The sequence below is a fragment of the Pseudomonas sp. RT4P38 genome (assembly GCF_054897765.1).
Genome location: NZ_CM142703.1, coordinates 5,036,582 through 5,062,743 on the forward strand (window position 1 = coordinate 5,036,582; position 26,162 = coordinate 5,062,743).

General features: G+C 61.9%; 14 protein-coding genes. 7 read left to right on the forward strand and 7 right to left on the reverse strand.

From position 1 onward, the window contains the following. Nucleotides 1-11: 11 nt before the first annotated feature. From ACYZT7_RS23335 to ACYZT7_RS23350, 4 genes are read left to right on the forward strand one after another with little or no spacing between them, the layout of a single operon-like run. Nucleotides 12-941 (forward strand): metal ABC transporter substrate-binding protein, encoded by a 930-nt coding sequence (locus ACYZT7_RS23335; RefSeq protein ID WP_462038399.1) that lies wholly within the window; start codon nt 12-14, stop codon nt 939-941. Further along, nucleotides 938-1,786 carry a metal ABC transporter ATP-binding protein gene (locus tag ACYZT7_RS23340; RefSeq protein WP_462038400.1) on the forward strand — a complete coding sequence of 283 codons (849 nt, stop codon included), beginning with the start codon at nt 938-940 and terminating at the stop codon, nt 1,784-1,786. Before ACYZT7_RS23335 ends, ACYZT7_RS23340 begins: the two co-directional genes overlap by 4 nt. After that, complete coding sequence (locus ACYZT7_RS23345) at nt 1,786-2,685, forward strand: metal ABC transporter permease (protein ID WP_003226663.1); 900 nt, start codon at nt 1,786-1,788, stop codon at nt 2,683-2,685. Before ACYZT7_RS23340 ends, ACYZT7_RS23345 begins: the two co-directional genes overlap by 1 nt. Then, complete coding sequence (locus tag ACYZT7_RS23350; RefSeq protein ID WP_462038401.1) at nt 2,686-3,591, forward strand: metal ABC transporter substrate-binding protein; 906 nt, start codon at nt 2,686-2,688, stop codon at nt 3,589-3,591. A 191-nt stretch (nt 3,592-3,782) separates the two neighbouring features. Here the strand turns inward: ACYZT7_RS23350 and ACYZT7_RS23355 are convergent, their stop codons facing one another. The 5 genes from ACYZT7_RS23355 to ACYZT7_RS23375 form a co-directional block, all read right to left on the reverse strand. Further along, the gene (locus ACYZT7_RS23355; RefSeq protein ID WP_461969733.1) at nt 3,783-4,010 is read right to left on the reverse strand and encodes an MbtH family protein; all 228 of its coding nucleotides are present in this window, start codon (nt 4,008-4,010) and stop codon (nt 3,783-3,785) included. An 81-nt stretch (nt 4,011-4,091) separates the two neighbouring features. Beyond that, the gene (locus ACYZT7_RS23360) at nt 4,092-5,504 is read right to left on the reverse strand and encodes a diaminobutyrate--2-oxoglutarate transaminase (protein WP_462038402.1); all 1,413 of its coding nucleotides are present in this window, start codon (nt 5,502-5,504) and stop codon (nt 4,092-4,094) included. Between the two features lie 77 nt (nt 5,505-5,581). After that, the gene (locus tag ACYZT7_RS23365) at nt 5,582-6,067 is read right to left on the reverse strand and encodes a GNAT family N-acetyltransferase (protein WP_462038403.1); all 486 of its coding nucleotides are present in this window, start codon (nt 6,065-6,067) and stop codon (nt 5,582-5,584) included. 215 nt (nt 6,068-6,282) lie between these two features. Beyond that, on the reverse strand, nt 6,283-7,608 hold the full coding sequence (locus ACYZT7_RS23370; protein ID WP_461978225.1) for an ATP-binding protein: 1,326 nt from the start codon (nt 7,606-7,608) through the stop codon (nt 6,283-6,285). Beyond that, nucleotides 7,605-8,288, reverse strand: coding sequence for a response regulator (locus ACYZT7_RS23375; RefSeq protein ID WP_449644167.1), 684 nt, complete (start codon nt 8,286-8,288; stop codon nt 7,605-7,607). The genes ACYZT7_RS23370 and ACYZT7_RS23375 overlap by 4 nt, the downstream gene beginning before the upstream one ends. 153 nt (nt 8,289-8,441) lie before the next feature. On the opposite strand from ACYZT7_RS23375, the gene dsbD reads away from it, so the two are divergent. Genes dsbD through dsbG form a run of 3 tightly spaced genes read left to right on the forward strand, consistent with a single transcriptional unit; the run spans nt 8,442 to nt 11,790 of the window. Next, on the forward strand, nt 8,442-10,178 hold the full coding sequence (dsbD, locus tag ACYZT7_RS23380) for a protein-disulfide reductase DsbD (protein ID WP_462038404.1): 1,737 nt from the start codon (nt 8,442-8,444) through the stop codon (nt 10,176-10,178). Beyond that, entirely contained in the window at nt 10,178-11,044 is an 867-nt protein-coding gene (locus ACYZT7_RS23385) for a TlpA family protein disulfide reductase (RefSeq protein WP_462038405.1), read from the forward strand. Before dsbD ends, ACYZT7_RS23385 begins: the two co-directional genes overlap by 1 nt. Continuing rightward, complete coding sequence (dsbG, locus tag ACYZT7_RS23390) at nt 11,020-11,790, forward strand: thiol:disulfide interchange protein DsbG (RefSeq protein ID WP_462038406.1); 771 nt, start codon at nt 11,020-11,022, stop codon at nt 11,788-11,790. The genes ACYZT7_RS23385 and dsbG overlap by 25 nt, the downstream gene beginning before the upstream one ends. Before the next feature lie 118 nt (nt 11,791-11,908). On the opposite strand, the gene ACYZT7_RS23395 is transcribed toward dsbG, so the two are convergent. Together ACYZT7_RS23395 and ACYZT7_RS23400 are read right to left on the reverse strand one after the other, a co-directional pair. Beyond that, entirely contained in the window at nt 11,909-12,721 is an 813-nt protein-coding gene (locus ACYZT7_RS23395) for an alpha/beta fold hydrolase (protein WP_462038407.1), read from the reverse strand. A 183-nt stretch (nt 12,722-12,904) separates the two neighbouring features. Then, a complete protein-coding gene (locus ACYZT7_RS23400; protein WP_462038408.1) occupies nt 12,905-25,888 on the reverse strand; it encodes a non-ribosomal peptide synthetase in 12,984 nt (4,327 codons plus the stop codon). Nucleotides 25,889-26,162: the final 274 nt, after the last annotated feature.

The window sequence follows — 26,162 nt, forward strand, 5'->3', positions numbered from 1 at the left end:
ACCGCTTTCCCATGCCTAGCTCATCTCAACGCCGTCCATTCTTGCGCCTGCTGCTGATTGGCCTGTGCGCCTGTCTTCTGACACCCATGGCCCATGCTGACGAGGCCAAGCGCCTGCGCATCGGCATCACCCTGCACCCTTATTACAGCTACGTGGCCAACATCGTCGGTGACAAGGCCGAGGTGGTGCCGCTGATTCCGGCCGGTTTCAACCCGCACGCCTACGAGCCCCGCGCCGAGGACATCAAGCGCATCAGCGGGCTGGACGTGATCGTGCTCAACGGCGTTGGCCATGACGACTTCGCCGACCGCATGATCGCCGCCAGTGAAACCCCGAACATTCCCGTGATCGAAGCCAACGAAAACGTACCGTTGCTGGCCGCCACCGGCGTCGCCGCTCGTGGCGCCGGCAAGGTCGTAAACCCGCACACGTTCCTGTCGATCAGCGCCTCGATTGCCCAGGTCAACAACATTGCCCGGGAACTGGGCAAGCTCGACCCGGCCAACGCCAAGACCTACACCCAGAACGCCCGCGCCTATGGCAAACGCCTGCGGCAGATGCGCGCCGATGCCCTGGCGAAACTGACCCAGGCGCCGAACGCGGAACTGCGAGTGGCCACTGTCCACGCGGCGTACGACTATCTGCTGCGCGAGTTCGGCCTGGAAGTGACTGCTGTGGTCGAACCGGCCCACGGCATCGAACCGAGCCCGAGCCAGCTGAAAAAAACCATCGATCAATTGCGGGAACTGGACGTGAAGGTAATCTTCTCCGAGATGGATTTCCCGTCCACCTACGTCGACACCATCCAGCGTGAATCCGGGGTGAAGCTGTACCCGCTGTCGCACATTTCCTATGGCGAATACACCGCCGACAAATACGAAAAGGAAATGACCGGCAACCTCAACACCGTGGTCCGGGCGATTCAGGAGTCCGGCCAATGACCGCGAAAGAAACCATCAGTTCGACCAACCCCGAATCCCCTGTGGGAGCGAGCTTGCTCGCGAAAGCGTCCGGCCAGTCAACATCGTCGCAAAATGACACACCGCAATCGCGAGCAAGCTCGCTCCCACAGGTTACGGGGCCGACGCTGGATTTTGCGGAGGTCAGTTTGACCCTCGGGCGAACGACGATCCTCGACAACGTCACTTTTCAGGTCCAGCCCGGCAGCGTGCATGCGCTGGTCGGCCCCAACGGTGGCGGCAAAAGTTCACTGATCAAGACTCTGCTCGGGCAGATGCCCCATCAGGGCAGTCTGAGTCTGCAATGGCCCGGCACACCGGGAACCATCGGCTACGTGCCTCAAGCCTTGGAATTCGATCGGGGTTTGCCGATGACCGTCGATGATTTCATGGCGGCCATGTGTCAGCGCCGTCCGGCGTTCCTCGGCTTGAGCAAACACTACGCAGCCGCTATTGGCGAAGCCCTGGAACGGGTCGGCATGCAGGACAAACGCAAGCGGCGCATGGGTGCGTTGTCCGGCGGTGAACGGCAACGAGTATTGCTGGCTCAGGGTCTGATTCCGGCGCCGCAGTTGCTGGTGCTCGATGAACCAATGTCGGCGCTCGATGAGGCCGGTATTCAGGTGTTCGAACGGCTGCTCGGCGACTGGCGCCAGAGTGGGATCACCGTGCTGTGGATCGAGCATGATCTGGAAGCCGTAGGACGTCTGGCGGATCGCGTCACCGGGCTTAATCGCCGGGTGCTGTTCGATGCCACGCCGAAACAGGCGCTGACCCCGGAACGCCTGCTGACCCTGTTCTCGACCCATCCACGGAGCGCTGCCTGATGAGTTACGAAGCCTTTCGTTTGATGGTTCAGGGCTGGGCCTCGTCCGGTTACCTGCCCGAGGCGCTGGCCTACGGATTTGTGGTCAACGCGTTGCTCGCCGGCTTACTGATCGGCCCGGTGCTGGGCGGTTTGGGCACGTTGGTGGTGGTCAAGCGTTTCGCATTTTTCTCTGAAGCGGTGGGCCACGCGGCGCTGACCGGCGTGGCCATCGGCATTCTGCTGGGCGAACCGTACACCGGGCCTTATGGCAGCTTGTTCGGCTACTGCTTGTTGTTCGGCATCTTGCTGAACTACCTGCGCAACCGCACGGGTCTGGCGCCGGATACCTTGATCGGCGTGTTCCTTTCCGTGTCGTTGGCGCTGGGTGCCAGTCTGCTGCTGATTCTGGCGGGCAAGATCAACGTGCACATCCTCGAAAACGTGTTGTTCGGTTCGGTGCTGACCGTCAACGGCAATGACCTGCTGGTGTTGGCCATCGTCGGTTCGCTGGTCATGGCGCTGGCCTTGCCGCTGTACAACCGCATCATGCTGGCCAGTTTCAACCCGCAACTGGCGGCGGTCCGTGGTGTGGCGGTGAAGACCCTGGATTACCTGTTCGTGATTCTGGTGACGTTGATCACCGTGGCGGCGGTGAAAGTCATCGGCGCGATTCTGGTCGGCGCCCTGTTGGTGATTCCAGCGGCAGCGGCGCGTTTGCTCAGCCAGTCGCTCAAGGGTTTCTTCTGGTGCTCGGTGCTGATCGCCACGGTCAGCACGCTGTGCGGGATCCTCGCGCCGATTGTGTTCGACCTGCCTATCCCGTCCGGCGCCGCGATTATTCTGGTGGCCGGTATCGCTTTTGCTCTGGCCGCGATTGCTCGTGGCGTTGTCCCAAGTCTGAAAGGGAATCTCGGATAAATGTCTTTTTCTCTGCGTCAACTGACCCTGGCCGTCGCCCTGTGTGGGCTGGTCAATACCCCACTGTTCGCGGCCGACAGCGCCAAACCGCTGCGTGTATTGGCATCCTTACCGATCACTTACGGTCTGGGCGAAGTCTTGCTCAAAGGCACCGACGTCAACCTTGAACGTGCCGCGCCGGCCAACCTGCCCGGCAGCCGTCAGACCGCGTACTTCACAGGTCGTGGCGCTCCGGCGCTGGCCAAACTGGCGGCCGATGCCGATGCGGTGATCGGCCTGCGCTCGCTGTGGGCGGATGACCCGCTGTACCCGATCTCGCGGCGTAGCAACATCCGTATCGTTGAGGTCGATGCCGCGCGCCCGGTGGATGGCGCCCTGCCCGGCATCGCCGTGCAACCTGGCAACAAGGTCGATGGGTTGAACAGTCAGCCGTGGTTTTCCAGTAACAACATGGGGCGGATGGCGGACGTGATGGCGGTGGACCTGGTGCGTCTGGCGCCCGAGGCCAAGCCGACAATCGAGGCCAACCTGGCGGCGCTGAAACAGCGCTTGCTCAAGTTCAGCGCCGACAGCGAAGCGCGGCTTGCCAGTGCCGACAACCTCAGCGTGATGAGCCTGAGTGACCACTTTGGCTATCTGATTGGCGGACTCAACCTGGAGCTGATCGGCCTCGATGCACGGCCGGATGCCGAGTGGACACCTGAAGCGCTCAAGCAATTGGGCGCGACGCTCAAGGACAATGACGTGGCGGTGGTGTTGCATCATCGACAGCCGTCGGATGCGTTGAAAGCGGTGATTGCCGAGGCGGGTAGTCGGTTGGTGATGTTGAGTGTGGATGCGGCGGATCCGGTGGCCGAGCTGGAAGGGAATGTGGATTTGCTGATCAAGGGATTGAGTGGGGCGTAAAGTCAGCTGGACCGCATCATCGTTCATCGCGAGCAAGCTCGCTCCCACAGGTTTTGCATTGTTCACAAGGGCACCATGAACCTGTGGGAGCGGGCTTGCCCGCGAAGACGGCCTGACAGACAACACAAACTCCAGATCAAAAAAAGCCCGCTGACCTTACCGGTTCAGCGGGCTTCTTTTTGCGCGGTGACTTAGTGAGCCACGGCCGCCTGTTCTTCCATTTTCTGACGCAGGCTCAGAGGACGCATGTCAGTCCAGGTCTCTTCGATGTAGGCCAGGCAGTCCTTTTTCAGGCCGCTCTTGCCCACGGTGCGCCAGCCTGCAGGCACGGCTTTGTAGTCGGGCCAGATCGAGTATTGCTCTTCGTGGTTGACCACGACCTGAAAGAGGATGTCCTCGCGGTCGAATACTGAAGTCATGGTGTTTCTCCATCGCTGTAGGGTGGGCTGCACTGCGTGCGCAGCCGTTATGTAGAAGGAACGTGCCAGAGGCTGAAAAATTTAGAGGCTGGCGGTGGCAGCAGCCATGGCCCTGCCGAAAATCTCGGCCACCCGATCGATTTCCGCGGCAGTGATCACCAGCGGCGGCAGGAACCGCACCACGCCGCCATGACGGCCACCCAATTCAAGGATCAAACCGCGCTTGAGGCATTCACGCTGCACCAGTGGCGCCAGACGACCGAAAATCGGCGGATGACCCAACGCATCCGGCGCACCCGTCGGATCGACCAGTTCAACGCCAAGCATCAAGCCGCGCCCCCGAATGTCACCCAGTTGCGGGAAGTCCCGTTGCAGGATGCGCAGGTGTTCGCTCAAGCGTTCGCCCATGGCAGCGGCGTGCTCGCAGACCTTGTGTTCGGTCAGGTAACGCATCACCGCAGAGCCTGCGGCCATGGCCATCTGATTGCCGCGGAAGGTCCCGGCATGGGCGCCCGGCAGCCAGGTGTCGAGCCAGTCACGATAGACCACCACGGCTAGCGGCAAACTGCCACCGATGGCTTTGGACATGACCACCACGTCGGGAATGATCCCAGCGTGTTCGAAGGCGAACATCTTGCCGGTGCGGGCAAATCCGCTCTGGATTTCATCGACGATCAGGGCCACGCCGGCCTTTTCGGTAATCCGCCGCAGGCCGCGCAACCAGTCGAGATCGGCCGGGATCACCCCGCCCTCGCCCTGCACCGCTTCAACGATCACTGCCGCCGGCAATTGCACACCCGCCTCGGGATCGTTCAGCAGGTTTTCCAGGTAATTCAGATTGACCTGCACACCTTGCGCGCCGCCGAGCCCGAACGGGCAGCGGTAATCGTAGGGATACGGCATGAACTGCACGCCACTGCTGAGCAAGGCGCCCAAGGGCTTTTTCGGTCCCAGACTGCCCATCAGGCTCAGCGCGCCCTGGCTCATGCCGTGATAACCGCCCTGGAACGACAGCACGGTGCTGCGTCCGGTGGCGGTGCGCACCAGTTTCAGCGCGGCTTCCACCGCGTCGGTGCCGGTCGGGCCGCAGAACTGGATCTTGGCTTCAGCGGCCAATGTCGGCGGCAGCAAACCGAACAGGTCCTGAACGAACTGATCCTTGACCGGGGTGGTCAGGTCGAGGGTGTGCAGGGGCAGTTCATCGGTCAACACTTGCTGGATCGCTTCGATCACCACCGAATGGTTGTGCCCCAGCGCGAGCGTGCCGGCACCGGCCAGGCAATCGATAAAGCTGCGGCCTTCGACGTCTTCAACATAAATGCCTTTGGCACGTTTAAGAGCCAGGGGAATACGTCGCGGATAGCTGCGGGCATTCGATTCCTGCTGGTTCTGACGGGCCAGCAACGGCGATTCGTTGAACTGATAAAGCGTCTCGGCCGGCGCCGGAGTGATCCGGGCCGACTGATCTTCCATAAGGCTGGTAGCGACTGACATCTCTCGACCCCTCAATAAGGTTTTCCTGTTCTGGAAACGCATCAGGGCGCCGAGGATTTAGACCCTCGATCAGCTTTCTATGAAGGTGGTGTCAGCGCTTTGTGCATGGGAATGGCGTGGAGCCCGGCTACGGCGAAGGTTTCAGCGCAAGGCTGGTAACCCAGATGACGGTAAAACGCTTCACTGGTGCGGGTGCTATTGAGTCGTGCCTGGCGCAACCCCTGATCGGTCAACCAGCCTTCAAGGTCGTGCACCAGCGCTTGCCCGGCGCCGCGACGAAACCATTCCGGTTGCACGTAACAAAACGCGACCTTGCCGCTGATCGCAGCCATCGCGACGCCGACCGGTTTGTCCTGCAACAGGGCGATGTTCAGGTACAACCGCTCGTCGGTCAGCCAGGGCTGAACGTGTTCGATGGTTTTGTTGTGGGTCCAGGTGGCGACGGTTAGCGGATCGTTGCGATGGTCGAGCGCGCAACCCACGCGAATGGAGCGCTCGACGATCCGGCTGATGATGCCGGCGTCGGCGGGGGTTGCCTTGCAAATGTGTAGGGGTGCATCCATGGCGCTGTTACCTCAATCCATTGAGTCAAAGCTGCCGGGGACGATAGCGCTGTGGGGAGTCGGTGACTAATGGAGAGAAGTTACATTTGATGTGCGACATAGACCCCCTGTGGGAGCGAGTTTGCTCGCGATGGCGGTCTGTCAGTCACATCAATACTGAATGTGCCGCCGCTATCGCGAGCAAGCTCGCTCCCACAGGGGAGTTGTGGTGGTTGTTAGATGGGTTGCAACGGCATCGTCAACTCAACCCGCAGCCCATCCGGCCGGCTGTCGAAATGCAGGGTGCAGCCGCAGCGCTGGACAATCGCCTGGACAATCGCCAGACCGAGACCGCAGCCGGTGCTCTGGCCGTGGCGCCAGAAGCGTTGGGTCAGGTGTTGCAGATCGTCTTCGGCAATGCCGGGCCCATGGTCGCGAACCACAAACTGCACGCGGTTGCCGGTGGTGACCAGACTCAGCTCCACCGCGCCGTCGCCCGGGGTATGACGCAGCGCGTTGTCCAGCAGGTTGCGCAGTGCGGCAATCGACAGCACGGCGGGCATTTGCACCGGGGCGTGAGAGATCTTCGGCGGCACCTGAAACTTGATCCGCTGACGATCACCGCTGGCGGCGTCCTGAATCGCCAGTTTCGCCACCTGCTCGGCGCTGCATTGCACACCATCATCGAACGACAGACTGCCCTCGACCCGCGCCAGTAGCAGCAATTGCTCAAGGGTGCGGTGCAAGCGATCGGCACCCTCTTCGGCCCGGGCCAGGGATTGATCCCGGGCCGCGCCGTCGGTCATGCGCGCCACTTGCAGGTGGGTCTTGATCGCCGTCAGCGGGCTGCGCAACTCGTGGGCGGCGTCACCGGTCAGACGGCGTTCCCGTTCGATGGTCTTGCCGATCCGTTGGAACAGCTGATTCTGGGTGTCCAGCAACGGTTGCAGTTCGCTGGGCAGCGGCTGGATCTGCAGCGGTTCCAGGGAATCGGCGCTGCGGCGCATCAAAGCATCGCGCATGCGGTTGAGTGGCGCCAGCCCCTGGCCAATCCCCAGCCACAACAGGCACAGGCAACCGAGCAAGGCCACGCCCACCGGCACCGAGGCCGCCAGCAGGATCGACAGGTTCAGAGCCTCACGCTCGATCTGCCGATCGGCGGTGGTGATGCGCAGATCGCCGCGGGCCAGAGTAAAACTGCGCCACGGTGCACCATCGATCATCTGGTCGTGAAAGCCCATTTTCTCGGCTTCCAGGGTTTGTTGCGGATCGGTATGACTGCGGGCGAGGATTTCGCCACGCAACGAACTGACCTGACAGGCCATGCCACCGGGGATGTTCAGTTGTTCAGCGCTGAAATGAGTGCCCTCCCCCTTGCTCGGCAACGCCGGCATTTGCTCCATCAAGCCGGCGACCATGCGTGCCGACGCCACCAGCCGCTGGTCGAGGGAAAACATCATTTGGTTGCGCAGGTCGCTGAGCATCCAGGCCGCAGCCAGGGCCCAGATCAGCGCAAAAGCGGCGCCGAGTGTCAGGCTCAGGCGTAAACGCAGGCTCATCACTTTTTCAATTCCTCGCCGCCATCGGCCGGCCCCAGGCGATAGCCCAGGCCGCGCACCGTCTCGACAATGCCATTGCCGAGTTTGCGCCGCAGGTGATGGATATGCACGTTGAGGGCGTTGCTTTCCAGTTCATCGTTGAAACCGTAGACGCTGTCTTTGAGTTGCTCGGTGGACAGCACCCGACCCCGGTTATGCAGCAAAGCCTGCAGCAGCGACTGCTCGCGACGGGAAAGGTCCACCGGCTGGCCGCCCAGCATGGTTTCGCGGCTGCTCGGGTCGTAAGTCAAACGGCCGTGCTCGATCAGGTTGACGCTGCGCCCCGCCACCCGCCGCAACAGGGTGTGCAGGCGCGCCGCCAGTTCGCGCAGGTCGAAAGGTTTGAGCAAGTAATCGTCTGCGCCGGCTTGCAAGCCATCGACGCGGTCGGTGACCGAGTCCCGGGCCGTCAGAATCAGCACTGGAATCTCCAGACCATGATGGCGCAACTGCTGTAACAGCTTCAGGCCGTCTTCATCGGGAAGGCCAAGATCGAGCACCATCACGTCGAATTCCGCCACTTTGAGCATCGCCCGGGCAGACGACGCGGTAGCGACGTGCTCTACCGTCAGGCCCTGAGCGGTGAGGCCAGCGACAATTCCGCTGGCAATCAGCTCATCGTCTTCGCAAACCAGTACGTGCATGGGGAGCCCCGTAGAAAAAAGCTGATTAGGCCGGTGGCCGATTAAGCGGACATTATGCCGCAAGCGCCAATGCCACAAGGCCACCGCGGTTAATCATCGGTTAATCGACGACGCCCATTGTGCACCTCACTTGCACAGGGACAAGGCTTACCCATGCGTCGACTGTTTCTATTCTTTGTTCTCCTGATCTCGGGTCTGGCCCAGGCAGGGACTGATCCGTTCGCGACCAAACCCGACTTTCTACCCGTCGGCAAGGCGTTCATCTTCACCTCCGAACGCCTTGATTCCGGTGAAACCCAGCTCTATTGGCAGATCGCCGACGGTTATTACCTCTACCAGCAACGCCTGAAATTCGATGGCTTGCCCGCGGAAGACAAGCCTGTATTGCCTGACGGTGAAGCGCACAGCGATGAGTTCTTCGGCGAACAGCAGGTCTATCGCCAAGGCCTGGAACTGAAGATCCCGGCTGGTGCCACGGGTCAAATCAAAGTGGGCTTCCAGGGCTGCGCCGACGCCGGTTTGTGTTATCCACCACAAACTCAGGTGGTGGATCTGGGCGGCAAATCCGCTATCGCTGCGACAAACGAAGCGCCGGATGAAGCCCTGGCCAGCGACCTGCAACAGCGGGCGCTGGGCTGGAGCTTGTTGGTGTTCTTTGGTCTGGGGCTGTTGCTGGCCTTCACACCTTGCTCGCTGCCGATGCTGCCGATTCTGGCCGGTTTGATCGTCGGCAGTGGCGCCTCGCCCAAGCGCGGTTTCGCCTTGGCGACCAGCTACGTCGTGAGCATGGCGCTGGTGTATGCGGCGATGGGCGTGCTGGCCGCGCTGCTCGGGGCAAATCTGCAGGCGTTGTTGCAAAACCCTTGGTTACTAGGCAGTTTCGCAGCGGTGTTTGTGTTGCTGGCGTTGCCGATGTTCGGCTTCTTCGAGTTGCAACTGCCGGTGGCTGTGCGTGATCGCCTGGAACATGTCTCGCGCAATCAGCACGGCGGCAGCCTGTTCGGCGCCGGTGTGTTGGGTGCCTTGTCCGGTTTGCTGGTGGGCCCGTGCATGACCGCCCCACTGGCGGGCGCCTTGCTCTACATCGCGCAAAGCGGCAATGCGCTGCATGGCGGTTTGATTCTGTTCGCCATGGGCATCGGCATCGGTGTGCCGCTGCTGTTGTTGGTTACCGTCGGCAATCGCTTCCTGCCCAAACCCGGCGCCTGGATGAACCTGCTCAAAGGTGTGTTCGGCTTCCTGTTCCTCGCCACTGCCCTGCTGATGCTGCGCCCGGTGCTGGATGAATCCCTGTGGGTCGGCTTGTGCGGCGCCTTGCTGGTGATCGCGGCCTACAGTGCCTGGCGCCAATCCGACGGTTTCGGACGGACTGCTCATGTGTTCGGGGCCAGCGCATTGTTACTGGGGTTGTGGGGCAGCCTGCTGCTGGTGGGTGCCGCCGGAGGCAGTGACGATCTGTTCAAGCCGTTGCAGGTCTACAGCACTTCAAACTCGAGCCGTGCGGCAAACCCTGTCGGCCACGACGCTTTCACCACCCTCAAGGACCCCGCCGAACTGCAACGAGAACTCGACGCGGCACGGGCTCAAGGCCAGTGGGTGCTGCTGGACTACTATGCCGACTGGTGCGTGTCGTGCAAGGTCATGGAAAAACAGGTATTCGGCAAACCCCACGTACTGGAAGCCTTGAAAGATGTGCGCTTGCTACGCCTGGACGTCACCGCTGACAATGCCGCCAGCCGCGAACTGCTCGGCCGTTATAAGGTGCCGGGGCCACCGAGCTTGCTGTGGATCGGTGCCGACGGCATCGAGCGTCGCAGCCAGCGCATCACCGGTGAGGTCGATGCCGACACATTCCTGCAACGCTGGTCCACCACCCGAGACGCCCGTTAATGCTGACCTTTACCCTCGGCACTTTTGCCATCGCGCTTAATCACCTGCTGCTGATCAGTGCCCTGGCGCTGGCGACCTTCGTCGGCTGGCGAGTGGCCAAGCGCGGCGGCGAGAACCCGGAGTCGGTGCTGTTCAGCCTGTTCCTGCTGGGCATGCTGGCCGCCCGGATCAGCTTCGTGATCGCCTACTGGGCGCAGTACCGCAACGATCCGTGGCAGATCATCGACCTGCGCGACGGCGGCTTTCTCGCCTGGCCCGGTGTGATCGTGCTGCTGCTCGCCGCGTTGTATCGAGGCTGGCGTCGCCCGGGCTTGCGCCGCCCCTTGGGCTTTGGCGTGGCCAGTGGCCTGGCGTTCTGGCTGCTGGCGACTTTCTCCCTGACGATTTACGAACAAGGCACGCGCCTGCCGGAAATTGCCCTGCGCAATGCCGCCGGTGAAACCGTGCAATTGGCCGACTACAAGGGCGGTCCGTTGGTGATCAATCTCTGGGCCACCTGGTGTCCGCCGTGTCGGCGGGAAATGCCGGTGCTGGAAAACGCCCAGCAACACCGCCCGGACCTGACCTTCCTGTTCGTCAACCAGGCTGAAAGCATGCAAAGCGTCAGTACTTACCTGGAAACCCAGGGCCTGAGCCTGTCCAACGTGCTGTTCGACGGCAGTGGCCGATTGGGCCAGGCCGTCGGCTCCATGGCGTTGCCGACTACGCTGTTCTATAGCCCCGACGGTCGCCTGCTGGGCAGCCATCTGGGTGAGCTGTCGGACGCCAGCCTGGCCCGCGCCCTGGAAAACTTCGACACCCCGAATCCTGCCGTACCGGCCACCTCTTCAAGGAAACTGCCATGCCCCGCCTCCGCCACCTGCTGACGTTGACCCTGGGCGCTGCCCTGCTGCATCTACCGTCGGTGCAGGCCGCCGAAGAATTGCCCGAAGCGATCAAAAAAATCGAAGCCAAGGGCGCAAAAATCGTCGGCCAGTTCGACGCACCCGACGGCTTGCGCGGTTATGCGGCGCAGTACCAGAACCGTGGCATAGCGCTGTACCTGACCCCGGATGGCAAGCACGTGCTGCTCGGCAATCTGTACGACGCCGACGGCAACGACCTGAGCAGCGCGCCGTTGCAGAAGCTGGTTTACGCACCGATGGCCAAGGAAGTCTGGGGCAAAATGGAGGCCAGCAACTGGATCGGCGACGGGAAGAAAGATGCACCGCGGGTCGTGTACCTGTTCAGCGATCCGAACTGCCCTTATTGCAACGTGTTCTGGGAACAGGCGCGGCCATGGGTCAAGGCGGGCAAGGTGCAGTTGCGGCACATCATGGTCGGCATCATCCGCGAAGACAGCCCGGGCAAATCGGCTGCACTGCTGGCCGCCAAGGATCCGCAGAAAGCGCTGGAAGACCATGAGAAGTCAGGCAAGAACAGCTCGCTAAAAGCCCTGAAAAACGTGCCCCCGGCGATTCAGGCGAAGCTGGCGGCCAACATGCAGTTGATGGAAGACCTGGAGCTGCAGGCCACCCCGGCGATTTTCTACATGGACGACAAGGGCGAGCTGCAACAACAGCAAGGCGCGCCTTCGCCGGACAAGTTGGTGCAAATTCTCGGGCCGAAGTGACCTTATCGGCCTCTTCGCGGGCAAGCCTCGCTCCTACGGATTTATGTCGATCACAATGGTTGTGACCGACTCAAATCCGTAGGAGCGAGGCTTGCCCGCGAAGGCGTCGGTAAATCGACTAATTTCTCTGTGCCAGAAACTTCAGCAGCACCTCAGTGACGAATGCCGGATTCTCCAGATTGGAGATATGCCCCGCCTCTGGCACCAATACATACGGGCAGCCGATCAACTCGGCCATCTCCCTTGTCTCCGACGGCGGCCTCGGTTTGTCCTGATCGCCACACAGCACCAGCGTGGTTTCAGGATTCAACTCGCCCAGGCGCGTCAACAGATCATCCCGCCCAAACGTAATCCGCCCCATCGGCACGATGCTCTCGCGCAGCCGTTCAGGCGGCAATGCAGCCAGTTTGGCGCGAAAATCCTGATACAGCGCCGACTGTGGATCGATGCCCGGGCGGAAGAAGATCGGCACAACGATATCGAGCAACTGCGGCGCAATCACGCCGGTGTCTTCGATCTGTTTGAACAGCGAGAAATAGTATTGGCGAGTCGGTTCGGGTTCGACACCGACGTAGGTGTCCATCAACACCAGACCGTTGATCCGCTGCGGCGCCGACAGCGCCAAACGCACACCCCACATGCCACCGACCGAGAGACCGACCAGCGTGACACGGTCGATGTCCAGATGATCGAGCACCGCCAGTGCCTGACGTGCGATGTCATCCAGCGATTTCGTGCCTTGGGGTAGCGGCCCGGATTCACCGTGGCCCCATAAATCCAGAGCAATTACCCGGTAGTGTTGCGCCAACGCGGCAATCTGCGGCGCCCACATGGTCTGGTCCCACAGATAACTGCCGGCCAGCAGAACGGCAGGGCCAGTGCCTTGATCAATGTAGTGAAGGGGTTGTCCATCAACCGTAACGAAGGGCATTGACTGTCTCCTCTCGCAAAAAATGGAGCAGGCAGACTGTGCCGGAGTCGTTCCACAGTCAACCTTGTAGTTGTCTGCACTGGCCTCATCGCGAGCAAGCTCGCTCCCACATTTGTCCTGCGTACACAGGTTCATTGTGGGAGCGAGCTTGCTCGCGATGAGGCCTTTAGCGACGCTAAAGAATCAAAGGCCCTCCAACTCTGCCATCAGATCATTCAGACGATCCACCTTCTCCTCGGTGATGTCGCTCGCCGCCAGCCCTTCGATGTACTCGGCCAGTTCTTCCACCGTGCTGCATTCGAACATCGCTCGCAGCGGCACATCACGTTGCAGGGCTTTCTGCACCCGCGAAGCGATCTGCGTCGCCAGCAATGAATGCCCGCCCAGCTCGAAGAAATTGTCGCGAATACCGACCTTCTCGACCTTCAGCACCTGCGCCCAGATATCAGCCAGCGTCTGCTCCAGATCATTGCGCGGTGCTTGATAGTACTGACTCTGCAACTGGCCGATTTCCAGCGCCGGCAGGGCCTTGCGATCCAGTTTGCCGTTGGCATTCAGCGGCATCCGCTCCAGCCACAACCAATGCAGCGGCACCATGTATTCCGGTAGTTCGGCGCGCAGGCGTTGCTTGATGCGTTCCAGTCGCTCGGTTGGCTTGATCAAAGCATCAGCCGCTACCAAATAGCCGACCAGGTGCTTGCCGTTGACGCCGTCCTGTACACCGACCGCCGCTTCACGCACTTCCGGTTGCTCATGCAGACGCGCTTCGATTTCACCCAGCTCGATGCGGTAACCGCGAATCTTCACTTGATGGTCGATACGCCCGACGTATTCCAGCACGCCGTCACTGCGCCGACGGGCCAGGTCGCCGGTGCGATACAGACGATCACCGGGCGCGCCAAACGGGTTCGGCACAAACACTTGAGCGGTGCGCAGCGGATCGCTCACATAACCACGCCCTACCCCGGTGCCAGCGACGCACAACTCGCCCACCGCACCCAGCGGCACCAGTTCCAGCGCGCCATCAAGCAGGTACAAGCGGTTGTTGTCGGTCGGCGTGCCGATCGGCAGATAACTGCCACGGGTCGACGCCATGTCGACGCGGAAGAACGCCACGTCATCCGAGCATTCCGCCGGCCCATAAGCATTCACCAACCCGATCTCCGGGTAGCGCAGCAGCCACTGGTGCGCCAGTTCCGGCGGCATTGCCTCACCGGTTGGCAGCATCCAGCGCAGACCGTCGAGGCTCATGCGTTCCTGAGCGAGCATGCCCTGAATCAGCGACGGCACGCTCTCCAGCACGGTAATGCCCTGGGTCGACACATGCGCCAGCAACCCTTGTGGATCATGGGCGATGGTGTTCGGCACGATGTCCACCCGAGCGCCGAATAGCGGTGCGGCGAGGAACTGCCAGACCGAAATGTCGAAACTTTGCGAGGCGGTCTGGGCGATCACATCAGCATCGCTCAAGCTCAGGTAAGGCACCTTGCTCAACTGGTTATTGAGCATGCCGCGCTGCTCGACCATCACGCCTTTCGGCAGGCCGGTCGAGCCCGAGGTATAGATCACGTAGGCGAGGTTGTCCGGGCCGCTGTAGATGCCCGGGTTGGCAACCGAAACATCGCTCGCCTGCACCTCTTCCCAGACCAACAACTTCGGCCGGTTGGCGCAACCGAACTCATCCAGCAGCGTCAGCGCTTGCTCGCGGCAGGCCTGGGAACAAACCAGCAACGGCGTGCGGCTCAGGTCGATGATCCGGCTCAGACGCTGGCTCGGCAGCCCCGGGTCCAGCGGCAAATAACCCGCGCCAGCCTTGAAGCTGCCGATGATCATGCCCAGCAGATCGAGGTTACGTTCAGCCAGCAACGCCACCGGTTGATCCAGCCTTACGCCAGCGGCGATCAAGGCATGGCCGAGACGGTTACTGCGCTCATTCAGCTCAAGGTAGCTGTGCTGCTGATCCAGGCAACTGGCGGCAATGCGCTGTGGATGCTCTGCAACCCTCGCTTCAAACAATGAGACATAACTCTGCTCCAGCGGGTAATCGTGCTCGCTCTGATTGCAGCCGTGGATCAGGAAGTCTTGCTCATCAAAGCCCAGCAGCGGCAGATCGGCCATGTCGCCGTGGAAACCTTCAACCAGCGCCAGCAGCAAACGCTTGAACTCACCAAGCATGCGCTCGACGGTCGATTCATCGAAATAACGCTGGTCGTAAGACAGGTGCAAGCCCAGGTCATCGCCCGGATAGCAGACCGCCGTCAGCGGGAAGTTGGTGTGGGTGCGGCCCGAATCCGAGGTCGCGTTGAGGCTCTGCGCACGGTCCAGCACCGAGACTTCCACCGGGGCGTTTTCGAACACGAACAGGCTGTCGAACAACGGCTGGCCCTTGGGCAGTTCGCTGTTTTCCTGAATGCTCACCAGCGGCAGGTATTCGTACTCACGCAGTTGCATGTTGCTGTCGAGCAAACCGCTCAGCCATTGACGAACGCTGCAACGCTGATCGTCTTCCGGCATTTTCACCCGCAACGCGATGCTGTTGATGAATAGCCCTACCGTGCGCTGCATCTCTGGCATGTCCACCGGACGCCCGGCCACTGTGACGCCGAACAGCACGTCGCGATCACCGCTCAAACGGCGCAGCACCAACGCCCACGCCGCTTGGGCAAAGGTGTTGATGGTCAGTTGATGGGCCTGAGCCAGTTCGCGCAGTTGCGCACCATCACGGGCATCGAGCCTTGTGTAGCGGTCGCCAACGATCATCCCGCCGCTTTCGCCGGCATGTTCACGCAAGAACGGCCGGTCGCTCGGAATCGGCGTGGTCCGCTCGAAGCCTTGCAGGTTGGCTTTCCACCACTGCCGCGCCTCGGCCAGGCTCTGGCGTTGCAGCCAGCCAATGTAGTCGCGATAACGCGGTGGCACGGCCAGTTGCGCGTCCCGGCCTTCGCCGAGGGCGGTGTAGATTTCGAAGAAATCGTTCATCAGCAGCGAACGGCACCAGGCATCGATGAGGATGTGGTGGTTGCTCATCATGAACCAGTAACGCGCCGCGCCGACCTTGATCAGACGCAGGTGGAACGGTGCCTGGTTGAGCAGATCGAACCCGGCCTCGCGCTCGCTTTTCAGCAATGCCTGCAATTTCGGCTCTTGCTCGGCTTCGGCGATTGCGCTCCAGTCCAGATACTCGATCGGCGTGCTGCCCGGCTTGTGGATAACTTGCAGCATGTCTTCGCCGACGTTCCAGCAGAACGACGCGCGCAGGGCTTCGTGACGGGCGATCACCGCTTGCCAGGCCTGGGCGAAGCGCTGCGGGTCGAGCTCGCTGTTGATGCGGTAACGATCCTGCATGTAGTAGAGGCCGGTGCCCGGTTCCAGCAAGGTGTGCAGCAGCATGCCTTCCTGCATCGGCGTCAGCGGGTAGACGTCTTCGATGGCGGCGGCCGGGATGGGCAGCGCGTCGAGTTGTGGCCGGGTCAGTTTCGCCAACGGGAAGTCCGACGGCGTCAGGCCTCCCGCATCGTCGCGCAGGCAATGCTCGATCAGGCTCTGCAATTCGCCGAGGTAAGCGTTTGCCAGTTTAGTGATGGTCTGCAGATCGTGGCGTTCGGCGCTGAAGGTCCAACGCAGCACCAGTTCACCGCCATAGACCTGACTGTCGACACTCAGCTCATTGGGCAGCGGCGCGCGAGGATCATGGGCCGCACCGACCGCTTCATCGAGCGGACGGAACAAGGCATCCGCGCCGAAGCTCTGGTCGAACTGACCGAGGTAGTTGAAGGTGATCGGCGCCACCGGCAAGGCCGCCATGCTCTGACGGCACAGATCATCGGCCAGATAACGCAGCACGCCATAACCCAAACCTTTGTGCGGCACCGCACGCAGTTGTTCCTTGATCGCCTTGATCGAGGCGCCCTGCCCATCCGCTGGCATCAGCCGCAGCGGATAAGCGCTGGTGAACCAGCCGACAGTGCGAGTCAGGTCGATTTCGTCGAACAGGGTTTCGCGGCCGTGGCCTTCCAGTTGAATCAGTGCCGATTCGTGACCGCTCCAGCGGCACAGCACGCGGGCCAATGCGGTCAGCAGCAAGTCGTTGACCTGGGTGCGATAGGCGCTCGGCGCCTGTTGCAGCAGTTGGCGAGTGCGCTCGACATCGAGGCGCACGCTGACAGTTTGCGCATGACGATTCTGTCGGCCACCCTCGGGACGATCACACGGCAATTCGGCGCTTTCACCGGCCAGTTGCGAATGCCACCAACTCAATTCCTCACGCAAGGACTCGCTACCGGCATACGCCTGCAAGCGTGCGGCCCAGTCCTTGAAAGCACTGGTTTTCGCCGGCAGTTTTGCCGACTGCCCCGCGTCCAGTTGGCGATACACCGTTTGCAAATCGTCCAGCAATACCCGCCACGAAACCCCATCCACGACCAAGTGGTGAATGGCGATGAACAGCCGCTGTTGCCCCTCGGGACCATCGACCAGCAGCGCGCGCATCAGCGGCCCCTCCTCAAGGTCGAGGCTGCGCTGGGCATCGGCGAACAGTGCCGCGCATTTGTCCATGGACGAAACGCGCACTTGCCACAACACCGGCGCATCGGAAATCGCCTGATGCTCGGCCTGCCATTGACCTGCGACTTCGGTGAAGCGCAAACGCAAGGCGTCGTGCTGTTCGATCACAGCCAGCAGCGCTTGCTCCAGACGATGGGGCTCCAGCACCACGGTGGGTTCCAGCAGCAATGCCTGGTTCCAGTGTTGGCGCTGAGGGATATCGGTGTCGAAGAACCAGTGCTGGATCGGCGTCAACCGTGATTCTCCGATCAGCAAACCTTGCTCGGCCGTGACCTTCTCAGTGCGGGTCGCCACGGCGGCCAGGGTCTGTACAGTCTGGTGCTGGAACAGGTCACGCGGGCTGCAGTGAATGCCCTGCTGCCGTGCACGGCTGACCACCTGAATCGACAGAATCGAGTCGCCGCCCAGTTCGAAGAAATTGTCGTTGAGGCCGACCTGTAGAACGTTCAGCACTTCGCACCAGATGGCGGCCAGCGTCAGTTCAAGCTCGTTGCTCGGCGCCACGTACTGCTGACGGTTCAGCTCCGGATCCGGCGCCGGCAGTGCGCGGCGGTCGAGTTTGCCGTTGGCGGTCAGCGGCATGCTTGCGAGCAGGATCAAATGCGTTGGCACCATGTAATCCGGCAACTGGGATTTGAGGTGCGCCTTCAACGCCTCACGCAGTGTGTGTTGTTGCGCTTCGTCCTGCTCAGCGACCTCAGTCACCAGATAGCCGACCAGTTGTTTGCCGCTCGGGGCATCCAGCGCCAGCACCACGGCTTCACGCACGGAGTCGTGTTCCAGCAGACGGGTTTCGATCTCGCCCAGTTCAATGCGGAAACCACGAATCTTCACTTGATGGTCAATACGCCCAAGGTACTCCACCAGACCATCGGCGCGCTGATGCACCAGATCGCCGGTGCGGTACAGACGCCCGCCATTGGCGGCGAACGGATCAGCCACAAACCGTTCGGCCGTCATACCCGGACGCTGGTGATAACCCTGCGCCAGACCGGCGCCGCCGACGTACAACTCGCCGGTCGCGCCTTGCGGCACCAACGCCAGATCGGCATCAAGGATGTACGCCACGCGCGCGCCAATCACACTGCCGATCGGCACGCTGCCGAGGCCTTCTTCCAATTGCTCGGGCGCCAGACTGGCCAGGGGCATGACCACGGTTTCGGTCGGGCCGTAGGCGTTGAAAAACAGGCTCGGCTTGAACGCCGCACGAATCCGCGCCAGATGCTCGCCGGTCAGCGCTTCACCGCCGGTGATGCACATGCGCACCGGCAGGATTTCGCCCTGAGTCGCCAGCCACTGCGCCAATTGGCTGCCGTAGCTCGGGGTGAAGCCGAGAATGTTGATGTTGTGACGGCGAATCAGCCCGCAGATTTCTTCCGCGTTCCACTGGCCCTGTGCTCGCAACACAACCTGAGCACCACTCAACAACGGCACCAGCAAACGCTCGGTCGCGGCGTCGAAGTTGATGGAATAGAAGTGCAGCTCGCAGTCGTCCGGACGCATGCCGAAACGCTTGATCACAGCGCGGCAATGCATGGCGATTTCACCGTGGGACACCACCACGCCTTTCGATTTACCGGTAGAGCCCGAGGTGTAAACCAGGTACGCCTGATGCTGCGGCAGGCTGATAAACGGCAGCTCCGTGGCCGGGTAATAGGCCAGTGTGGCGGCGTCTTCTTCCAGACACCAACGCGCAACGGTCGATGGCAATTCACCGAGCGCCTTGAACATCGCCGCATCGCTGAGCAGCAAACCGATGCCGCTGTCTTCGATCATGTAGTGCAAACGATCCAGCGGGTATTCCGGGTCCAGCGGCACATAGGCGCCGCCAGCCTTGAGGATCGCCAGCAGGCCGACGACCATCTCCAGCGAACGCTCAAGCGCCAACCCCACCCGAACCTGTGGCCCAACGCCCCGCTCACGAAGCATCCAGGCCAGGCGATTGGCGCGGCTGTCGAGCTCGGCGTAGCTCAGGGTTTGCCCGGCGAAGGTCAATGCCGGTGCATCTTTGCGCGCCAGGGCCTGCTCGCTGAACAGGAGATGAATGCACTGATCGAGTCGATGTTCGCCCGGCTCGACGCCGAGGCTGTCGAGCAGGTTTTGCTGTTCGGCAGCTTCCAGCAACGGCAGATCACTGAGGCGCTGTTGCGGATCGGCCAGCAGCGCTTCCAACAGGTTGCGCCAATGCCCGGCCATCCGCGCAATGCGTGGTTCATCGAACAAATCAGTGCTGTAGGTCAGGCAGCAACCCAGGCGATGGTCGAGGTCGGTGACTTCCAGGTTGAGGTCGAACTTGGTCGCCCGCGCATCGTTGGCCAGGTATTCGACGGTCATACCGGCGAGTGTGCGGCTTTGTTGGAATTCCCAGCGCTGCACGTTACACATCACCTGGAACAACGGGTTGTAAGCGGCGCTGCGCGGTGGCTGCAAGACTTCAACCAAGTGATCGAACGGCAAGTCTTGGTGGGACTGACCTTCAATCACGGTGTGGCGAACCTGCTCGAACAACTCACCCACGGACATTTGCCCGTCGAGTTGGCAACGCAGCACCTGGGTGTTGAGGAATGCACCAATCAACCCTTCACTTTCCGGACGAATCCGGTTGGCCACCGGCGCGCCGATGCGCAGGTCGGTCTGGCCGCTGTAGCGGTAAAGCAGCACCGCCAGCGCGGCGGTCATGGTCATGAACAGGGTAAGACCGTTTTGCGCGTTGAAGGCGCGGACCCGGGCGGCAAGGTCATCGGTCAGGTCGAAACGGAACAGTTCACCCCGATGACTTTGCACGGGCGGACGCGGACGGTCGCCCGGCAATTCCAGCAATGGATGTTCGCGGCCCAGTTGCGCGGTCCAGTAGTCGAGTTGGCGCTGACGTTCGCCGGACTCCAGCCACTGGCGCTGCCAGACGCTGTAATCCAGGTAGTGCACCGGCAGCGGCTCCAGCGGCGATTCGCGGTCATCGACGAAGGCCTCGTAGAGCGCGCTCAGTTCCCGGGCGAAGATGTCCATCGCCCAGCCTTCGGTGACGATGTGGTGCAGGGTCAGCACCAGGTAGTGCTCCTGCTCGGCGGTCTTGACCATGCAGGCGCGCAGCAGGGGTCCGGTTTCCAGATCGAAGGGTTTATGCGCCTCGTCGTCGGCCAGTTGCTGGACGCGTTGTTCGCGGCGATCAACGTCGAGCGCGGAGAGGTCCTTCCAGTCCATGCGCATCCCGGTGTCCGGGTGAACCTGTTGCCGGGCCACGCCATCGATGCTCGGGAACGTGGTGCGCAGGGTTTCATGACGCATGATCAGTGCTTGGAGCGCGGCTTCGAAGCGCCCGACATCGAGCACCCCGCGCAGTCGTGCCATGCCGCCAACGTTGTAGGCCGGGCTGTCCGGTTCCATCTGCCAGAGGAACCACATGCGCTGCTGGGAATAGGACAACGGCACCGGTTGGCTGCGATCGACCTTCTCGATGGGCGGTTGCTGGTTGGTTTTGCCGCTGGCCTGGATCAGTTGAACCTGTTCGGCAAACGCACCCAGCTCACTGTTTTCGAACAGCGCGCGCAGCGGCAATTCGACGTCGCAGGCCTGACGGGTGCGGGAGATGATTTGCGTGGCCAGCAGCGAGTGGCCGCCGAGGGCGAAGAAATCGTCGCGCAGGCCGATTTGCGCCAGGCCTAATACTTCACGCCAGATACCGGCGATTTGCTGCTCGAGTGCGGTGACCGGTTCGACGTGCTCACGGACTTGCCATTGCGGTTCCGGCAAGGCACGACGATCGAGTTTGCCGCTTGGGCTCAGGGGCATTTCGTCCAGGCGCATCAGCTGCGCCGGGACCATGTATTCCGGCAATTCGGCGGCCAGCGCAGCTTTCAGGCGTGCGGTTTGAACATCAACATATTCAATGGAATCGGTTGCGGTGTAGTAACCGATCAACTGTCCGCCGGCTGCCGTTTCGCGCACCAGCACCACGGCTTGAGCGACGCCGTCCTGAGCCAGCAGACGCGCTTCGATTTCTTCCGGTTCAACGCGGAAGCCACGCAGTTTGACCTGCTGATCGAGTCGGCCGAGGTATTCAATCACGCCATCAGCGGTCCAGCGTGCGCGGTCGCCGGTACGGTATAAACGCTCGCCCTGCTCACCCAATGGATCAACGACAAAACGTTCTGCAGTCAGGTCCGGCCGACCCAAATAGCCACGGGCCAGGCCGATGCCACTGATGCACAGTTCGCCCGGTACGCCGACCGGAACTGGATTGAGAGCGCCGTCGAGTACACGGCACACCACATTACCCAACGGACGACCAATCGGCGAGCGTTCGCCATCGGCCGTTGTGCAGTGCCAATGGGTGACGTTGATCGCGGTTTCGGTCGGGCCGTAGCGGTTGTGCAATTGCACGGCCGGCAGGTGTTCCAGCACGCGGTTGCGCAGTTCGGCGGGCAAGGCTTCGCCGCCCGAGAAAACGCGGCGCAGGCTGGTGCACTCGGCCGTCAGCGGTTCGTCGATGAACAACGAAAGCAGCGGCGGCACAAAGTGCAGCGTGGTCACGCCGAATTGCTGAACCAGTTGCGCGATGCGATGCGGATCACGGTGTTCGCCCGGCCCGGCGAGCAGCAGACGGCAACCGGTAATCAGCGGCCAGAAGCACTCCCACACCGACACGTCAAAACTGATCGACGCCTTCTGCATCAACACGTCAGTTTCGTTCAGGCGATAGGTGTTCTGCATCCATTGCAGGCGTTCGGCGAGGGCGGCGTGGGTGTTGCCGACACCCTTCGGCTGGCCGCTGGAACCGGAGGTGTAAATCACGTACGCCAGGTTGTCGCCGTGCAAGTGCAGGCCCGGTGCGTGGCTCGGCCAGCTCTCCAGATGCAAGGCGTCCATGGCGATCACGCTGACGCCATTGGTGGCCGGCAAGCGGTCGAGCAATTGGGTCTGGGTCAGCAGCAATTCGACGCCGCTGTCGCTGAGCATGTAGGCCAGGCGTTCGGCCGGGTAGTCCGGGTCCAATGGCACGTAGGCGCCGCCGGCCTTGATGATCGCCAACAGACCGATCAGCAACTGTGGCGAACGCTCGGCGGCGATGGCCACGCAGACATCCGGGCCGACGCCTTTGTCGCGCAGGTAATGGGCCAGGCGGTTGGCCTGGGTGTGCAGTTCGGCGAAGTCCATGGCGCCACCGTCCCACATCAGCGCGGTGCGCTCAGGGGTCAGGCGTGCCTGTTCGTTGAGCAGTTCCGGCAGCCAAACACTGGCCGGCGTACACGGTGCGGCGCTCCACAAAGTTTGCTGATCGAGCTCGGACGGGTTCAGCATTTGCAGGTCGCCGATGGCGGTTTTCGGTTGCTCGCAGATCGCTCGCAGCAGGTTGCTGAAATGCTCGGCCAGACGCTCGATAGTCGCCACGTCGAACAGTTCGCTGGCGTAGTCGAAGGACAGACTGAGGCGACCATTACGGTCTTCCTCGCTGTGCAACTGCAGGTCGAACTTGGCTTCGCGGCTGTGCCACGGCAGCTCTTCGGCCAGCAACCCAGGCAGGCGACGCAGTGCGCCCAAATCCCGCTGCTGGTGGTTGAACATGACCTGGAACAAACCTTGTTCGCGGGCTTGCGGGAAGGCTTCGAGCAATTGTTCGAACGGCAGGTCCTGATGCGCTTGTGCGCCCAACGCGGCCTGACGGGTGCGCGCCAGCAGCTCCACAAATGGCAGCTGCGAGTCCAACTCGGCGCGCAGCACCTGGGTGTTGATGAAGAAGCCGATCAGCCCTTGGGTTTCCAGGCGCGGACGGTTGGCGTTTGGCACGCCGATGCGGATGTCGCGCTGGCCGCTGTAGCGGTGCAGCAGGCTCTGGAACGCGGCGAGCAACAGCATGAACGAAGTGGATTCATGGGCCTGGGCGGTCTGGCGAACGGCATCGCTCAGGGTCGCGCCCAACCGTATGGTGTGGCGCGCGGCGCTGTGAAGGTGTTGTGCCGAGCGTGGATGATCAGTGGCCAGGCTCAGGGTCGGATGATCAACGCCCAATTGCGCTTTCCAGTAAGCCAGCTGACGCTCGCCCTCCCCTTGCGCCAGCCATCGGCGCTGCCAGCTGCTGTAGTCGGCGTATTGCGTGGGCAATGCCGCGAGCGTCGCTGTTTGTCCTTGGGACGCTGCGGCGTACAGGCGCGAGAACTCGTCGATCAGCACGTTCAGCGACCAACCGTCGGCGATGATGTGGTGCATCGTCACCAACAGTTGATGGTCCTCTTCATCGAGGCGTAACAGGGTCACCCACAGCAGCGGGCCTTTCTCCAGATCGAATTGAGTACGGGCTTCGTTCTCACGGATTTGCTGCGCACGGGCTTCACGCTCGACAACCGGCAGGTCGCTGATATCGATCAGTTGCAGGTTGAATTCGCTCGCTGCATCGACCTGTTGCAGCGCCACACCATCACGTTCGAAGAACCGCGTACGCAGGGATTCGTGACGCTCGATCAGCTGCTGGAAACTGGCGCGCAAGGCGTCTTCATCCAGTTCGCCGCGCAGGCGCAAGGCGCCGGGAATGTTGTAGGCGCTGCTCTGCGGGTCGAGTTGCCAGGTAATCCACAGACGGTTTTGCGCAAGCGATTGCGGCATGGCTTCGGTGCGCGACAGCGGGGTGATCGCGCCTTGGGCGAGTCCGCCGTCCTGCTGTTGCTGAGCGACTGCGGCGGCAAACGCGCCGAGGGTCGGCGCTTCGAACAGCAGACGCAGGTTCAGCTCCAGACCGAGTGCTTCGCGCAGACGTGCGACCACCTGAGTGGCGGCAATGGAGTTGCCGCCCAGCAGGAAGAAGTGATCGTCGGCGCCGATCTGTTTGACGCTCAGCTGTTCGCACCAGATCTGGCCGATCAGGGTTTGCAGTTCGGAACCTGATTCAGTCGCGGATTTACTTTCGATGTCTGCCGACGAGTACAGCGCGTAGCTGTCGAGGCTGCCGTCCGCCAGACGATTGCGGCATGCCGAGCGTTGCAGTTTGCCGCTGGAGGTCTTGGGCAACGCGCCCGGATTGAGCAGCACCACCACGCTTGGCGCTTCCTGATACGCCTCGGCCACGGCTTGGCGGATGGCTTTGATCAACGCGTCGGGCGCGAGGATTTTTTGTACGCTGCGGCTGATTTCCGCCGCAATGCCGATGCGTTCCTGACCCTCGATGTGGACAGCAAAAGCGGCGACCCGACCTTTGCGCACCACCTCCACTTCGCGCTCGATGGTTTGCTCGATGTCCTGTGGATAAAGGTTGTGACCACGCACGATCAACATGTCTTTCAGGCGCCCTGTGATAAACAGTTCACCGCCGCGCATAAAGCCCAGGTCGCCGGTGCGCAGCCAGGTACGGCCAGCGTGCTGAACGAAGGTCTTGGCGCTAGCCTCCGGATTGCGCCAGTAGCCGTGGGCGATGCTTGGCCCGGCGACCCAGACTTCGCCGACCGTGTTGTCAGTCAACTCGTTGAGGGCTGTCGGATCGACAATCAACATCGCGTGATCCGGCTGACTGATGCCGCAACTCATGATCGGGCTGCCATCGCCCGGCTGCGCACGGTTTTGTGCCAGGGCTTTATCGTCCACGCGCAGGTTGCCAATGCCCTGACCGCGAGGGCTGCCGGCCACGAATAGCGTCGCTTCGGCCAACCCGTAGGACGCCATGAAACTGTCTTGGGTGAAACCGCAGGCCGCGAACTTCTCGGCGAAGCGTTCCAGCGTATCGAGACGAATCTGTTCGGATCCGGAGTACGCCACGCGCCAGCCGCTCAGGTCGAGACGTTCCAAGGCCGATTCGCTGACCCGCTCGCTGCACAATCGATAGGCAAAATCCGGCCCGCCGCTGATGGTGCCGCCGTACTCGCTGATCGCTTCCAGCCAACGCAACGGCCGGCCGAGGAAATACGCCGGCGACATCAACACGCACGGCACGCCGCTGAAAATCGGCTGCAACAGACCGCCGATCAGGCCCATGTCGTGGTACAGCGGCAACCAGCTGACGATCACGTCGTCAGGATTCAGATCAATGCCGAAGCCGTGGCGAATCAGCAGTTCATTGGCCACCAGATTGCCGTGGCTGACTTGCACCCCTTTGGGCAATGCGGTGGAGCCGGAGGTGTATTGCAGGAACGCGATATGGTCGCCTGCAAGGTTCGGCGCCACCCAACGTTCGGCCAATGCACTGTCGAGCGTATCGACACACAGCAATGGCGGCGCGCCCTCAATTTGCTGCAACGCATCGCGCAGGCTGGCGCTGGTCAGCAGTAGACGCGGTTCGGCATCGCTGATGATCGACAGCAGACGCTCCTGATGATGACGACGAGCCGACTCTGGTGGATAAGCCGGCACCGCGATCACTCCGGCGTACAGGCAGCCGAAGAACGCTGCGACGTAATCCGGGCCGCTGGGAAACAGCAACACCGCGCGATCGCCAAACGCAGCCTCGGCCTGCAACGCGCCAGCAATGGTCCGCGCCCGCTGATCCAGCTCGCGATAACTGAGCACCACAGCCTGATCCTGGGTTTCGGCGAGAAAACGCAAGGCCACCCGGTCCGGCGTCAGGGCCGCTCGGCGCTGAAGGGCTTGGACCAGTGTGCTGGGGAGTTCGAACGCGTCGGTCATGAGGTTTCCTGCCTGAATTCGGCTTGCAAGTGAAATCGGTTTTCTGACGTCACGCCCCTTCGAGGGCGTGCAGGACGCGGTCTTCGCCGACCGCGCGAGGCTTGGGAATGCTGTTTTGGCCACAGCGGCTACCCGAAACCTTCACCAATGAGAACGGTTGACGTTTTGAAATAATTAGTCGGAAGGCCAGATCGCCAATGGGGCTGCGGTGCCGCAAGCGGGCGCCGCAAGCGGGCGCGTCAGCGTGTCGCAGTTCTCACTCTGCACCTTTGCG

What these genes read in the sequence shown, in the direction of transcription:
- ACYZT7_RS23335 (WP_462038399.1), top strand. Translation starts at nt 12, where the DNA reads ATGCCTAGCTCATCTCAACGCCGTCCATTCTTGCGCCTGCTGCTGATT.
- ACYZT7_RS23340 (WP_462038400.1), top strand. Translation starts at nt 938, where the DNA reads ATGACCGCGAAAGAAACCATCAGTTCGACCAACCCCGAATCCCCTGTG.
- ACYZT7_RS23345 (WP_003226663.1), top strand. Translation starts at nt 1,786, where the DNA reads ATGAGTTACGAAGCCTTTCGTTTGATGGTTCAGGGCTGGGCCTCGTCC.
- ACYZT7_RS23350 (WP_462038401.1), top strand. Translation starts at nt 2,686, where the DNA reads ATGTCTTTTTCTCTGCGTCAACTGACCCTGGCCGTCGCCCTGTGTGGG.
- ACYZT7_RS23355 (WP_461969733.1), bottom strand. Translation starts at nt 4,010, where the DNA reads ATGACTTCAGTATTCGACCGCGAGGACATCCTCTTTCAGGTCGTGGTC.
- ACYZT7_RS23360 (WP_462038402.1), bottom strand. Translation starts at nt 5,504, where the DNA reads ATGTCAGTCGCTACCAGCCTTATGGAAGATCAGTCGGCCCGGATCACT.
- ACYZT7_RS23365 (WP_462038403.1), bottom strand. Translation starts at nt 6,067, where the DNA reads ATGGATGCACCCCTACACATTTGCAAGGCAACCCCCGCCGACGCCGGC.
- ACYZT7_RS23375 (WP_449644167.1), bottom strand. Translation starts at nt 8,288, where the DNA reads ATGCACGTACTGGTTTGCGAAGACGATGAGCTGATTGCCAGCGGAATT.
- dsbD (WP_462038404.1), top strand. Translation starts at nt 8,442, where the DNA reads ATGCGTCGACTGTTTCTATTCTTTGTTCTCCTGATCTCGGGTCTGGCC.
- ACYZT7_RS23385 (WP_462038405.1), top strand. Translation starts at nt 10,178, where the DNA reads ATGCTGACCTTTACCCTCGGCACTTTTGCCATCGCGCTTAATCACCTG.
- dsbG (WP_462038406.1), top strand. Translation starts at nt 11,020, where the DNA reads ATGCCCCGCCTCCGCCACCTGCTGACGTTGACCCTGGGCGCTGCCCTG.
- ACYZT7_RS23395 (WP_462038407.1), bottom strand. Translation starts at nt 12,721, where the DNA reads ATGCCCTTCGTTACGGTTGATGGACAACCCCTTCACTACATTGATCAA.
- ACYZT7_RS23400 (WP_462038408.1), bottom strand. Translation starts at nt 25,888, where the DNA reads ATGACCGACGCGTTCGAACTCCCCAGCACACTGGTCCAAGCCCTTCAG.